This window comes from Streptosporangiales bacterium (assembly GCA_009379825.1).
GTDB lineage: Bacteria > Actinomycetota > Actinomycetes > Streptosporangiales > WHST01 > WHST01.
In genome coordinates, this window is the sequence record WHTA01000002.1 from 104,558 (window position 1) to 118,320 (window position 13,763).

Below are 13,763 nucleotides of genomic sequence, written 5' to 3' on the forward strand. Positions count from 1 at the left end.
AGGAGGCGCAATGGAGCACGACACGGTCACCGGGTCGGCCGCGGCCCGGGTCGAGGACCTCGAGGTCGCCGACCCGACGACGTTCCACACGTCGAAGCACCTCTCGCACGCGCGCCAGCAGGCGGAGGAGCGCAACTACGGGGATCTCCTCATCGTGGACGCGGACGCGCACCACTACGAGACGGAGTCGTGGCCCGACATCGTCAAGTACATCGAGGACCCGGTGCTGCGCTACCGCGCCCAACACGGGGGTGCGGGCGGTGCGCAGTACGGCTCGCCGAACGCGTTGCTGATCGACCCGGCGCTCGACCAGAGCCACTCCGGCCGGATCGTGCGGTACCAGCGGCGGCGGCACGAGCGCGGCACGTCGCAGGACCGGCCGCGCGACGTCGACCTGATCCGCCGGGAGATGGAGAGCATCGGCATCGACTACCAGGTCGTCTTCCCGACCCCGATGCTCGACCTGGGCATGCACCCTGACTCCCGGATGGAGAACGCGCTCAGCTGGGCGTACACCCGCTGGCTGACGGAGGAGGTGCTGCCGCACGAGCCGCGCATCCGCACCATGATCTACCTGCCGTTCAACGACCCGAAGGCGTCGCTGCGCGCGGTGGAGACGTTCGGTGACCGGCCGGGAGTGGCGGGCTTCATGGTGACGGCCGCGCGCTACCGCGCCGTGCACGACAACGCGTACAGCAGCGTGTACCGCGCGATCGAGGAGTCCGGGCTGCCGCTCGGCTTCCACGCCGCGATCTTCAACCGCGACCGGCTGCTCGAGGGGATGAACCGGTTCCTCTCGGCGCACGCCATCGGGTTCGTGCTGCACAACCTGATCCATCTCACGAACATCGTCATCAACGGCATTCCCGAGCGGTTCCCGCGGCTGAAGATCATCTGGATCGAGTCCGGGCTGGCCTGGCTGCCGTTCATCATGCAGCGCCTGGACAACGAGTACATGATGCGGACCTCGGAGGCGCCGCTGCTGAAGAAGCTGCCGAGCGAGTACATCAGGGACAGCTTCTACTTCACCACCCAGCCGATGGAGATGCACGACCTGCGGGCGCTCGAGGTCACGTTCGACATGATCAACGCGGAGACCCAGCTGCTGTTCGCTTCCGACTACCCGCACTGGGACTTCAACCTGCCGAGCACCATCTACGACCTGCCGTTCCTGTCCGAGAAGGCGAAGCACCGGATTCTCGGACAGAACGCCGCCGAGCTGTTCAAGCTGCCAGAGTCGAGCACGCCTTCCTCCGCAACGTAGCCCTGGAGGGACCATGAGAGTACGGTTCAAGCACCTGTTCACCGCGGTGCTTGCCAGTGCCGTCGTCGCGTCCATGACGGCATGTGCGGGCGGGGGGACGGAGACCACCGCGGACGGCAAGCAGAAGATCAAGGTCACGTTGACGTCGACGGCGTTGTCGTCCGCGCCGGTGCTGGCCGCGATCGCCGAGGACACCTTCGCCGACCACGACCTGGCCGTGGAGTGGACCGAGGTCGGCGGCGACTCCACCAAGGCGATCGCCACGGTCACCCGCGGCCAGGCGGAGTTCGCCACGGCCGGCACGGCGACCGCGCTCGACAGCATGAAGGAGGGCCTGCCGTTACGGCTGATCTCCAACGTCGAACGACCCGCGCTGACCGTCGCGCTGCGGAAGAACGTCGCCGACCGGGTGGAGAAGGAGACCGGCGTGACGCCGGACTCACCGATCGAGGAGCGGGTGCAGGCGTTGAAGGGGCTGAAGTTCGGCGCGCACCCGCCGGGTGCCACGAACTACACGCTGCTGCGCGCGATCCTCGACAAGTACGACGTGGACGCGACCGAGGACCTCAAGCTGCTGCCCTCGGACCAGCGGACGGTGGCGTCGTCGCTGAAGGCGGGCAAGTTCGACGCCGCCATGTGGTCCGCCGGGCCGTTGGAGACGCTCGGCGACGACGAGGCCGTGGAGTGGATCGCCACGGCCGACGGTGACCTGGGCGGCTTCAAGGACTACCTCTACATGGGTGCGGTCGCGTCCAAGGAGATGCTCGAGAGCGATCCGGAGCTCACCGAGAAGTTCGTCGCGTCGCTGCGCGACGGCGCGAAGCTGGTGCTCGCCGACGACGCGGCCACCCGCGCCGCGGTGAAGAAGAAGTTCTTCCCCACCCTGAGCAAGGACGTGTACGAGCGGACCTGGAAGTCGGCGAAGGAGGCGACGGTGCCGTCGCAGGGCTTCACCACCAGGGAGTTCGAGTACACCATCGACCTCACGAAGAGCGTCTACAAGCGCGACTACAGCAAGCTCTCGTTCACCGAGATCGTCCCCAAGTTCGCCCGGGCGGAGTAGGGCAGAGGAGGCGAGGGCGCATGACGCTTACGGTGAGTACTGGAGACCACGTCATCGAGCTCGACGACGTGGCGATGGCGTACGGCGACTCCGACACCCCGGTGATCGCCGGTGTCGACCTGCGGGTCGAGCGCGGCGAGTTCGTGACCCTGTTCGGGCGCAGCGGTTGCGGCAAGTCGACCCTGTTGAACATCGTCGCGGGCCTGCTGCCGCCGACCAAGGGCGAGGTCAGGTTCCGCGGCAGCCGGGTCGAGGGCGTCAACACGCAGGTGAGCTACCTCACCCAGGAGGACACCCTGCTGCCGTGGCGGAGCACGCGGAAGAACATCGAGCTGCCGCTGCGGCTGCGTGGCTACCCGAAGACCGAGCTGCGGCCGCGGGTCGACGAGTACCTGGAGCTGCTCAACCTGCGGGAGGCGGCCGACAAGTACCCGGCGCAGCTGTCCGGCGGGATGCGGCGGCGCACGTTGATCGCCCGCAGCATGGTGTACGAGCCTTCGGTGCTGCTGATGGACGAGCCGTTCGGCGCGATCGACGCCAGCCTGCGCGAGGAGCTGCACGAGGAGCTGCGCCACGCCGTGGAGCAGCTCGACCTGACCGTGGTCTTCGTGTCGCACGACATCGCGGAGGCCGCGTTGCTGTCCGACCGGGTGGTGGTGTTCAGGACCAGCGAGACGGCGCCCACCCGGTTGAGCAGCGAGCTCGAGATCCCGTTCGGCCGGCCGCGCGACCTCGCGGAGATCCGACTCAGCACGCAGTACGTCGAGCTGCAGCGCCGGCTGCGGATGGAGCTGGACGGCGAAGGCTCGCCCGCGAGCGCGGGGGAGGTGGCCCGATGACCGCGACACAGGTGGCGCCTACGGACCGCGTCGACACCGGCGGTGCGGCGCAGAAGAAGACCGTAAGGCGGCGGCAGCGCGTGGTGCGGCGGGTGATCCAGCTGTTGCTGCTCGCGGGCTTCCTGGCCGCCTGGGAGGGCGCGTCCCGTACGGTCATCGAGCCGTACTACATCAGCAGCCCGAGCAAGATCGCGGTACGTGCGGTGGCGATGCTCGCCGACGGCGCGCTGGTCACCAACGCACTGATCACCTTGGGGTCTGCGGTCGGCGGGTTCCTCATCGGCGGGGTGGCGGCGATCCTCATCGGGTACCTGCTCGGGGTGTCACCGTTCTGGGCGGCGATCGTGGAGCCGTTCATCACCGCGCTGTGGGGGATGCCGCGCACCGCGGTGATTCCGCTGCTGGTCATCTGGGTGGGCATCGGTGCGCCGCTCGCCGTGGTGGTGGCCGCGATCCTCACCTTCTTCCTGCTCTTCTACAACACGTACTACGGCATCAGGGACGTCAGCCAGGGCCTGATCGACGCGGTGCGCGTGATGGGCGGCAACCGGCTGCACGTGGCGTTGTGGGTGCGGCTGCCTTCGGCGTTCGTCTGGATCGCCGCCGGGATGAAGATGTCGCTGCCGATGTCGCTCGTCGGCGTCGTGACGGCGGAGATGCTGGCGTCCAACCGCGGGCTCGGCCACCTGGTGCAGTTCTACGGCAACAGCTTCGACACCACGTCCACGTTCGTCGTGCTGCTCGCGCTGCTGGTCGTCGGGCTGGTGATGGAGCGGCTGGTGCACGTGCTGAACGCGCGGGCGCTCGTGTGGCGGTCGGTCTCCGCGCTCGACAAGGACGGCCCCGGGGCCTGAGGCGACGAGAGGAGCCGCCGGCGTGCAGGCATGTGTGCTCACCGGAGTCGGAACGGTTGTCGTCGAGGACCGGCCGCGGCGGGTGCCGGCGCCGCACCAGGTGGTCGTGCGGGTGGACGCGGCAGGGGTGTGCGGCACCGACGTGCACCAGTGGGAGGGCACGCTGCCGACCGAGTTCCCGCGGGTGCCCGGCCACGACTTCGCCGGCACCGTGGTCGAGGTCGGCGCCTCGGTGGCCACCGAGGTCGGGGCCCGCGCCGTCGTGAAGCCCTCGTTCCCGTGCGAGGCGTGCGACTGGTGCCGCAGGGACGCCCACGAGTACTGCGAGAACAAGCGCCTGGTCGGGTTGTGGTCGGACGGCTGCATGACCGAGTACGTCGCGGTGCCTGCGGTGAACCTGGTGCCGCTGCCGGACGGCGTGTCGGCGGAGGCGACCGCCAACCTGGAGCCGTTCGCCGTCGCGCTGAACACCATGACGAGGGTGCAGCCGGCGATCGGGGAGTGGGTCGTGGTGCTCGGCTGCGGGCCGATCGGGCTCGCGCAGATCAGTATGGCGAAGCTGTCCGGTGCCCGGGTGGTGGCCGTCGACATCCGGGCCGAGGCGCTGTCGATGGGCACGACGTTCGGCGCCGACCACACGGTCGACGCGGCCACCGACGACGTGCACGCGGCGGTGCTCGAGCTGACGGGGGACGGCGCCGACATCGTCATCGAGGCGGCCGGCACGCAGCCGACGGTGGAGAGCATGGTCGGCCTGGCGCGCAAGCACGGCCGGCTGGCGAACGTCGGCATCCAGACCACCATGGGCCACCACGACCTGGTGCCGTTCATCCTGAAGAGCTCACCCTCTATGGGGTGGGCGGCAACGGCGGCAAGGGCCAGTATGAGACCTGTGTACGGCTGACGGCCGAGGGAGCGATCAGACCGGACCTGCTGATCACCCACCGCAGGCCGCTGGCGGAGGCGGCGGACGTGTTCGAGCTCGCCAGTGCCAAGCGCGACGGCGTCATAAAGGTGGCCCTGACGCCCTGACGTACCGAGACCGATGACCGGCGAAGCCGAGGAGGAGCCGTGACACAGTCAGCACCAGCCGGCAGCGAGGAGATCGCGGGCTACCAGATGTCGATCGGCGGCGAGTCGGTCGACGCGTTGTCCGGCAACACGTTCGAGAGCAACAACCCGTACACCGGGCAGGCCTGGGCGCGGGTACCGGACGGCGACGAGGCGGACGTCGACGTAGCGGTGCGTGCCGCGAAAGCGGCGCTGGACGGGCCGTGGGGCCAGCTGTCCGGCGCCGAGCGCGGCAAGATCCTGCGCCGGCTCGGCGACATCATCGCCAGGGACGCCGACGAGCTCGCACGGATCGAGACCCAGGACAACGGCAAGCTGCTGCGCGAGATGTCCGGGCAGCTGCACTACCTGCCGGAGTGGTTCTACTACTACGCCGGGCTGGCGGACAAGATCGAGGGCGAGGTCATCCCGTCCGGGCGGTCGAACTTCCTCGTCTACACCAGGCACGAGCCGGTGGGCGTAGTGGCGGCGATCGTGCCGTGGAACTCGCCGCTGCTGCTGATGTTCTGGAAGCTCGCGCCCGCACTGGCGGCCGGCTGCACGTTCGTGGTGAAGCCGTCCGACTACACACCCGTGTCGACCATCGAGGTCGCCGCACGCGTGCAGGAGGCCGGGGTGCCGCCCGGTGTCTTCAACGTGGTGACCGGCTTCGGCCCAGCCGTGGGCAAGGCGCTGACGGCGCACCCGGACGTCGACCGGGTGGCGTTCACCGGGTCGACGCAGACCGGCATCCAGGTGGCGGCCGCCGCCGCCCAGAACCTCGCCCGCGTCTCGCTGGAGCTGGGCGGCAAGTCGGCGCAGGTGGTGTTCGACGACGCCGACCTGGACGCCGCGGCCAACGGCGTGATCGCCGGCGTCTTCGCCGCGACCGGCCAGACCTGCATGGCAGGCTCGCGGCTGCTCGTGCACGAGGACGTCCACGACGCGCTCGTGCAGCGCCTGGTCGACCGGGTGAAGACCGTACGCCTCGGCGACCCGCTCGAGCCGGAGACGGAGATGGGCCCGGTCGCCAACCAGGCTCAGTTCGACAAGGTCATGAGCTACCTCGACTCGGCCGTCGAGGACGGCGGCACCGTCGCGTACGGCGGCGCCGCCGACGAGATGGGCGGGCTGTTCGTGCGACCGACGGTGATCACCGGCGCCAAGCCGGGCCTGCGGGCGTTCGACGAGGAGATCTTCGGGCCGGTCGTGTGCGTGATGCCGTTCACGGACGAGGACGAGGCGGTCGCCGCCGCGAACGCGACCTCGTACGGCCTCGCCGGCGGCGTCTGGACGAAGGACATCCACCGCGCGCACCGCGTCGCACACCAGATCAAGGCCGGCAGCGTGTGGATCAACGCGTACCGCGTGGTCGCGCCCGGCGTGCCGTTCGGCGGCTTCAAGATGAGCGGCCTCGGGCGGGAGAACGGGATCGCGGCTATCCACGAGTACACCGAGACGAAGGCGATCTGGGTGGAGCTGACGGGGGCGACCCGCGACCCGTTCGTGCTCGGCTGACGGCGGCTGAACAGGAGACGGGCGATGAGCGGACCGACGCTGCCCACCGGACGGCGCAAGACGTTGCTCGTCATCGTGCTTTGTTGGGCGACGATCCTCTTCGACGGGTACGACCTCACCGTCTACGGCACGGTCGTGCCGTCGTTGCTGCGTGACCCCGGCTGGCAGCTCAGCCCGGCGGCCGCGGGCGCCATCGGCAGCTACGCGCTGATGGGCATGCTTGTGGGCGCGTTGGTCATCGGCACGCTGACCGACATCGTCGGGCGGCGGAAGCTGGTCATCGCCTGCCAGGCCTGGTTCTCGCTCGCCATGGCGTTCGCCGCGGTCGCCCCGTCGCCCGAGGTGCTCGGGGTGGCGCGGTTCCTCGCCGGGCTCGGCCTCGGTGGCGTGATGCCCACCATCACCGCGCTGACGCTCGAGTACGCGCCGGTGGCGAAGAAGCAGTTCACGTACGCGGTGATGTACACCGGCTACTCGGTCGGCGGAGTGCTCGCCGCGCTGGTCGCGATCCCGCTGATCCCCGCCTTCGGCTGGCGGGTGATGTTCGGTCTCGGCGCGGTGCCGTTGGTCTTCCTCACGCCGCTGTGCCTGAAGCTGCTGCCGGAGTCGGTGGCGTTCCTGCGTGCGAAGGGTCGGCTGGCCGAGGCGGAGGCGACGGCGAAGCGGCTCGGCATAGCGGTCGCGCCCGAGCCGGAGCCCGTCGAGGAGACCGGGGCGCCGCGCGGCCGGCTGGCCCCCGTGACACAGCTGTTCCGCCGCGACTACGTGGCGGGCACGGTGCTGCTGTGGGCGGCCGCGTTCCTCGGCCTGCTGCTCGTCTACGGCCTGTCCACCTGGCTGCCGGAGATCATGCGGCAGTCCGGCTACCCGCTCGGCTCGGCGCTGCTCGTGCTCACCTCGTTGAACGTCGGCGCGGTGGCGGGCACCATCCTCGCCGGCCGCATCGGCGACCGGCGCGGCTCGAAGACCGTGCTGATCGCGTCGTTCTCCGCCGCCGCGATCGCGAACGTCGTGCTGAGCGTGAACCTCGGTCTCACCGTGAACATGCTGGCGATCGCCGTCGCGGGCTTCGGCTCGATCGGTACGGCCATCCTGATGAACGCGTACGTCGCCTCGTTCTACCCGGTCACCAGCCGCGCCGCCGCCGTCGGCTGGTCGCTCGGCGTCGGCCGGCTCGGCGCGATCCTCGGGCCGATCCTCGGCGGGTTCATCGTGGGGTCCGCGCTCGCGGTGGAGTGGAACTTCTACCTGTTCGCCTTCGCTGGCGTGCTCGGTGCACTGCTGATCGCGCTGGTGCCGAAGTCGCCGCTGCTCCGTCGGCACGCCGTGCCGACGACCACGGCAGAGCGGAAGTGAGCTCTCGGCCCGAGCCGGGGGAAACTCGGGCCGAGAGCCGGTCAAACGGGGCAGCGAGCGTTCAGGTCCAGCAGAGCGCAGAGGACGGGCGCTGTTCGCGATCGGACGCGGGGATCGGCACGGCACCTCCGTTGGCTGAGCTCGCGGCCGGACTCACCAAATGGCAACTCGTGTTGATCCACGAGCTGTCTTGAATGTGCCCCTCGGCGCGTGGGATGACAACACCAGCCAACTCTCCGTTACTCACTCGTTACGGCGTTCCCGCGCCTCGGCACTCTGCCGGTCCTCGCGGCCACCGTCCGCTGTCGTCGACGCGAGCTGGTCCAGCCGCACCATGTCGTCGACGGTGCCGTCGCCCAGCGGCGCGGCCGCGCGGTCCACGCCGGTGCGGACGAAGCCGGCCCGCTGCGCGACCCGTACGGACGCCTCGTTGCCCTGCGCCGCGCACACGACGAGCCGCCGCAGCCCGAGCCCGCCGGCGTCGGCCGGGGCGAAGGCGTGCCGGCGGACCAGCCGTGCCGCGGTGGTCGCGATCCCGCGGCCGCGCGCCGCGGGGTGCAGCAGGTAGCCGAGCTCCGCGGTGTCCGGGCCGCCGTCGCGGTCGAGGTGCAGCCCGAACGAACCGAGCATCCGGTCGTCGACCGGGTCGGCGGCACACCAGAAGACGCCGCGGTCGGCCGCGTGCTCCTCCTCCCTGGTGGCGATGTACTCGGCGGCGGCCTCGGCCGTGTACGGATCCGGCAGCTGCGGTAGCCAGTGCCTGGTGCGCGGGTCGGTGCACGCCTCGACGCACCCCTCGGCGTCGCCGGCGCGGAACGGGCGGAGGACCACACCGGCACCGGTCAGCCTGGCCGGCCGCAGCCACCGGGTCCGCGGTTGGCGCGGGTCGTCGCGCAGCAACGTCGCGCACCAGGTGTCGCGTCGGGTGCCGCGCTGGTTCAGCTGCCCGCGCAGCGTGCCCTCGACGCGGAAGCCCACCCGCCACGCGGCCCTGCGGGACGCCCAGTTGCCCACGATGGCGCTCCACTGCAGCACCTGCAGGGCGAGGTGCTGTTGCGCGAACGCCCAGTCGGCGACCGCGCGCAGCGCGACGGTCGTCAGGCCGCGGCCGCGGGCGCCCGGGTGCAGGCCGTACCCGATGTCGGCCGCGCCCGCGCCGTCCAGCCGCAGGTCGATGCTGCCGAGGAACGCGTCGGTGGCGGGGTCGGCGAGCGCGAACGCCAGCGACCGCTCCTCCTCCCAGCCGCGGGCGACCAGGTCGACGAACTCCTCGGCATCCGCGCGGCCGTACGGCGAGGGCACCGTCGTCCACCGTTGCGACTCGGGGTCGATGCACTGCTCGACGATGGCCGGGACGTCGTCGGCGCGATGCGGGCGCAGCCGGACGCCGCCGGCGTCTATCACCTGCGGGTCCATCCGGCGATGCTCTCGAAGCCCACCGGGCCGGGCAACCGATTTCGCGATAGCGTGCAGCTCACGCCTAGGGAAGGAGGCGCCCGTGCCGGACGCGGGTGTGTTCGCCGAGTTGGAGCGCTTCCTCGACCTCCCGCGGGTCGCGGGCCTGACGCTGTCCCCCGACGGCAGCCGGCTGGTGGCGACCGTCTCGGTGTTGTCCGGGGACAGGAAGAAGTACGTCGGCTCGCTGTGGCAGGTCGACCCGGCGGGGGAGCAGCCCGCGCGACGGCTCACCAGCTCCGACAACGGCGAGTCCGGGGCGGTCTTCACCCCTGACGGGTCGTTGCTGTTCCTCTCCGACCGGCCGGTGCCGGATGCCGCGGACGCCGAGGACGAGCACCGGACGGCGGTCTGGCAGCTGCCGGCCGCCGGCGGCGAGGCGACCAGAGTGCTCGCCGCGCCCGGCGGTATCGCCGACCTCGCGGCCGCGCGCTCGGCCGGCACGCTCGTCTGCGCGACGTCGGTGTTGCCCGGCGCGGCCGGCGCCGACGACCGGGAGCTGCGCAAGGCACGCAGGGACCGCGGGGTCTCCGCAGTGCTCTACAGCGACTTCCCCCTGCGCCACTGGGACCACGACCTCGGCCCGGCCGAGCCGCACCTGGTCACCCCGGGCGCGGACGGTACGGACGGCACCGACCTCACCGACCTCACCGCCGAGCCCGGGCGGGCGCTGGACAATGCGTCGTACGACGTCGTCCCCGACGGCAGCGCGGTCGTCACCACGTGGGCGGTGCCGCGCGGCCCGGGGGAGCTACGCAACCAGGTGCGGGTGATCGACGTGGCCACCGGGCAGGTGCGGGTGCTGCTGGACGACGAGCACGCCGACTACGGCTCGGTGGCCGTGTCGCCCGACGGACAGTGGGTGGTGGCCGGCCGGGAGAGCTGGCCGACGTACACCGAGCCGAGCGACACGACGTTGTGCCTGGTGCCGCTGGCCAGCGGCGAGGAGCGCGACCTGCTGCCCGACCTGGACAGGTGGCCGGCCGCGCCGGTCTGGGCGCCGGACAGCAGCGCGGTCTACGCCACCTTCGACGACGTCGGCAGAGGGCGGATCGTGCGGGTCGAGCGCGAGTCTGGTGCCGTCACCGTGTTGACCGGCGACGACGGCGTGTACAGCGCCGTGTGCCCGCACCCGGACGGCGACCGGCTCTTCGCGTTGCGGTCGGCGGTGACCGGGCCGCCGGCGCCGGTGGTGCTGGACGCGCGCGCGAAGGACCAGCAGCCCACCCCGCTGCGCGGGCCGGCGGAGCCGCCGGAGCTGCCCGGCCGGCTGACCGAGGTGGCGGCGGTCGCCGACGACGGCCAGCCGCTGCGGGCGTGGCTGGCGCTGCCGCACGACGCCGGCGCGGACCGTCCGGCGCCGCTGCTGCTGTGGGCGCACGGCGGCCCGGAGTCGTCGTGGAACCAGTGGTCGTGGCGCTGGAACCCGTGGCTGCTCGTCGCCAACGGCTACGCGGTGCTGCTGCCCGACCCGGCGTTGTCGACCGGTTACGGCATCGAGTTCCACCAGCGGGGCTGGGGTTCCTGGGGTGACAAGCCTTACACCGACCTGATGACCGTGACCGATGTCGCCGTGGCGCGCCCGGACGTCGACGAGGATCGCACCGCCGCGCTCGGCGGCTCGTTCGGCGGGTACATGGCGAACTGGATCGCCGGACACACCGACAGGTTCAAGGCGATCGTGACGCACGCGAGCCTGTGGGCACTCGACCAGTTCAGCGGCACCACGGACGTCCCTGCGTACTGGCAGACGCAGTTCGGCGATCCGGCCCAGCACCCCGAGCGCTACGAGCAGCACTCTCCGCACGAGTTCGCGCACCGGCTCGGCACGCCGATGTTGGTGATCCACGGCGACAAGGATTACCGGGTGCCCGTCGGGGAAGGGCTGAGGCTCTACTGGCAGTTGGTCAAGTCCGGCGTGGAGGCGCAGTTCCTGTACTTCCCGGACGAGAACCACTGGATCTTGAAACCAGGAAACGTGATCGCTTGGTACGACACCATCACGGCGTTCCTCGCCACCCACGTACTCGGCGAACCGTGGCAACGGCCACAGCGGCTATGAGGCGCCCGCGACGCGGGCGGCTGGTGCTACTAGCGAGTGGTCTTGGTCACCCGGCAGAGACCCGCGCTGGTGTCACCATGTGCAACGGGTTGATTGCGGCTCACCGTCGGGTGTGCCTGACGTAACGGCTAAATGCCTGGTCACGGCTGCATGTGACGGATAGCACAGGACGCAAGCGTCCAATGGACGATACCCGGCTGTGCTCGACTGGCGGGATAGTGCACAATCTCTGCGCCGGGCCGGGCACAAACCACGGTCGCCGTGCGTTACATCCACCGCGCCGGGTTTGAGGACACACGTTCGGGGAGACGAAATGGCAACCGACTACGACGCGCCGCGCAAGACCGAAGAGGAAGTCAGCGAAGACAGCATCGAGGAGCTCAAGGCTCGCAGGCGGGAGAAGTCCGCGGTTGCTGTCGAGGACGAGGCCGAGCTGGCCGAGAGCTTCGAGCTGCCGGGCGCGGACCTATCCAACGAAGAGCTCAGCGTCCGGGTACTTCCCCGGCAAGCCGACGAGTTCACCTGCTCGCGCTGCTTTCTCGTGCACCACCGCAGCCAGCTCGTGGAGAACAAGAAGGGCAAGCTGGTCTGCAAGGACTGCGCGGCCTGAGCTGAGAGGACCACGATGGCCGGGGACGAACCGCCCGGGGAGACCGAGCTCAGGTCCGACGAGCAGCAGCCCGACGCGCCGGTGGCCGAAGAGGTCGCAGAGGCTGTCGAGCAGCTGCTGCACGCCGAGCAGCAGACCGCCGACGCGCAGCGCCACAAGCTGGTCGGCAAGGTGGTCTCCTCGATGGGTAGGAACGCCAAGTCCGTTCGTGCCAAGGGCGGTGTCGCAGGCTGGCTGGTCGGCGTCCTCGAAGAGGTCGCACCCCGGGTCCGCGTCCGCGACCTGGAGGCGCTCCGCGCACACCACCACGGCCTGACCGGTGAGGCCCTGGCCGACTCCCTCGTACGCCACTCCTCCCGCGGGTCCGCGGTTGTCGGCGCCGCCGGTGGCGCGCTGGCCGCGGTCGAGTACACAGCGCCCCCGACGCTGTTGTCCGCCCCGGTCCAGGTGGCGGCGGAGACGATCATCGTCTCCGCCCTCGAGCTCAAGCTGATCGCCGAGCTGCACGAGGTCTACGGAGTGCGGATCGAGGGCCCGCCGCGGCAGCGTGCGGTCGCGTATCTCCAGGGGTGGGCCGCGCAGCGCGGCGTCAGCCCGCTACAGCCCGGGTCGGTGAGCGCCGTCCTGGGTATCGGTGCCCGCAGGAACCTGCGGCAGCGGATGCTCAACCGGCTCGGCAGGAACCTGACCACCCTCGGGCCGTTCCTCACCGGGGCGGTCGCCGGCGCCTATCTGAACCGGCGCGGCACCAAGCTGCTCGCCGACGCGATCCGCAACGACCTGCGCGGACACACGCTCGACCCGCAGTGACCCCGGCTAGTCGTCCAGCTCGTCCAGCTTCTTCAGCACCGCCGGCAGGTCGCCGGTGGCGCGCCGCCATACCTTCGCGGCCTCGCGGGTGACGACCAGCCGCGCCACGCCGACGGCGACTCCGGTCGCGACCGCCCAGAGGACGGCCTCGCGCAGCGCCACGTCCGGCGACTCGGGCGACTCGGGCGGCTTGTTGCCGGTGGTCTTGGTCCAGGTGAGCTCGAGGACCTTACGCGTCACGACACCGGCGGCGAAGGCGCTGAGCCCGCCGACGATCGTCCACCCGATATCGGGCTTCGGCTTCTTCTTGCCCATGTCGTGTCGCCTTCCCACGATTCGGTCGGTTACGCGATGAGACAGTCTCGCAGAGTGGATCACCGTGCGGCGGCGGAGGGCTCGTCGAGTGCGGCGGCGACCTCGTCCGGCCGGCGGGTGGAGAACAGCAGGTAGCCGGGCGCACCGGCGGCACCGTCGGTGGTGACGAACACCGCGTGCCTCGCGTAGCCGCGCAGCAGCACGACCGCGGTGGCGTCCGGGTGGTCGGCGAGTGCCCGGCGCGCCTCCGTACGCTCGATGACCGTCACGCCGGTGACGCGGGCCAGCTCCACCCGGTGTGTGCCCACGGCGAGCGTGTCGCGGTCGACGCGGACGGGGAACGCCCAGCGCACCAGCAGCGCCGCGGTCGTGGCGCCGAGCACCAGGTACGTCAGCACCGCGGCCAGCGGACCGAGGCCGAGATGCACCTCGGCGCCGAGGATCGCCACCGTCACGCCTGCGACCGGCCACCACCACCAGGGCACCCAGAGGCGTTCGGCGAACCCGGCCGCCTCGTCCGGCTGCGTGGCCATCCGTCGCTCCTCCCGAGGGCGCTGCCGTCGGCGC

Annotated in this window: 13 protein-coding genes; 10 read left to right on the top strand and 3 right to left on the bottom strand. The window is 70.9% G+C overall.

All coding sequences use genetic code 11. The features are described 5' to 3' along the window. Positions 1–10: 10 nt before the first annotated feature. From GEV07_01710 to GEV07_01740, 7 genes are all read left to right on the top strand, one after another. A complete protein-coding gene (locus tag GEV07_01710) occupies positions 11–1,264 on the top strand; it encodes an amidohydrolase family protein (GenBank protein MQA01481.1) in 1,254 nt (417 codons plus the stop codon). A 13-nt stretch (positions 1,265–1,277) separates the two neighbouring features. Next, positions 1,278–2,327, top strand: a complete 1,050-nt coding sequence (locus GEV07_01715) for a hypothetical protein (GenBank protein MQA01482.1) — start codon at positions 1,278–1,280, stop codon at positions 2,325–2,327. Between the two features lie 20 nt (positions 2,328–2,347). Then, entirely contained in the window at positions 2,348–3,166 is an 819-nt protein-coding gene (locus GEV07_01720; protein MQA01483.1) for an ATP-binding cassette domain-containing protein, read from the top strand. Then, complete coding sequence (locus GEV07_01725) at positions 3,163–4,020, top strand: ABC transporter permease subunit (protein MQA01484.1); 858 nt, start codon at positions 3,163–3,165, stop codon at positions 4,018–4,020. Before GEV07_01720 ends, GEV07_01725 begins: the two co-directional genes overlap by 4 nt. Positions 4,021–4,042: 22 nt before the next feature. Next, positions 4,043–4,924: an alcohol dehydrogenase catalytic domain-containing protein gene (locus tag GEV07_01730; protein ID MQA01485.1), complete on the top strand. Its 882-nt coding sequence runs from the start codon at positions 4,043–4,045 to the stop codon at positions 4,922–4,924. A 167-nt stretch (positions 4,925–5,091) separates the two neighbouring features. Then, positions 5,092–6,588 (top strand): aldehyde dehydrogenase family protein, encoded by a 1,497-nt coding sequence (locus tag GEV07_01735; protein MQA01486.1) that lies wholly within the window; start codon positions 5,092–5,094, stop codon positions 6,586–6,588. Between the two features lie 72 nt (positions 6,589–6,660). Then, the gene (locus GEV07_01740) at positions 6,661–7,944 is read left to right on the top strand and encodes an MFS transporter (GenBank protein ID MQA01487.1); all 1,284 of its coding nucleotides are present in this window, start codon (positions 6,661–6,663) and stop codon (positions 7,942–7,944) included. 243 nt (positions 7,945–8,187) lie between these two features. Here the strand turns inward: GEV07_01740 and GEV07_01745 are convergent, their stop codons facing one another. Continuing rightward, positions 8,188–9,360: a GNAT family N-acetyltransferase gene (locus tag GEV07_01745; protein ID MQA01488.1), complete on the bottom strand. Its 1,173-nt coding sequence runs from the start codon at positions 9,358–9,360 to the stop codon at positions 8,188–8,190. Between GEV07_01745 and GEV07_01750 the strand changes: the two genes are divergently transcribed. The 3 genes from GEV07_01750 (at position 9,290) to GEV07_01760 (ending at position 12,881) form a co-directional block, all read left to right on the top strand. Next, positions 9,290–11,461, top strand: a complete 2,172-nt coding sequence (locus GEV07_01750; protein MQA01489.1) for an alpha/beta fold hydrolase — start codon at positions 9,290–9,292, stop codon at positions 11,459–11,461. The two genes, GEV07_01745 and GEV07_01750, sit on opposite strands and share 71 nt — an antisense overlap. Positions 11,462–11,774: 313 nt before the next feature. Continuing rightward, positions 11,775–12,071, top strand: coding sequence for a DUF4193 family protein (locus tag GEV07_01755; GenBank protein MQA01490.1), 297 nt, complete (start codon positions 11,775–11,777; stop codon positions 12,069–12,071). A 15-nt stretch (positions 12,072–12,086) separates the two neighbouring features. Then, complete coding sequence (locus tag GEV07_01760; GenBank protein ID MQA01491.1) at positions 12,087–12,881, top strand: hypothetical protein; 795 nt, start codon at positions 12,087–12,089, stop codon at positions 12,879–12,881. A 6-nt stretch (positions 12,882–12,887) separates the two neighbouring features. Here GEV07_01760 and GEV07_01765 read toward each other — a convergent pair whose 3' ends face one another. Both GEV07_01765 and GEV07_01770 read right to left on the bottom strand, forming a co-directional pair. Continuing rightward, entirely contained in the window at positions 12,888–13,196 is a 309-nt protein-coding gene (locus GEV07_01765) for a DUF4235 domain-containing protein (protein ID MQA01492.1), read from the bottom strand. 59 nt (positions 13,197–13,255) lie between these two features. Then, complete coding sequence (locus GEV07_01770; GenBank protein MQA01493.1) at positions 13,256–13,729, bottom strand: DUF3093 family protein; 474 nt, start codon at positions 13,727–13,729, stop codon at positions 13,256–13,258. Positions 13,730–13,763 lie beyond the last annotated feature (34 nt).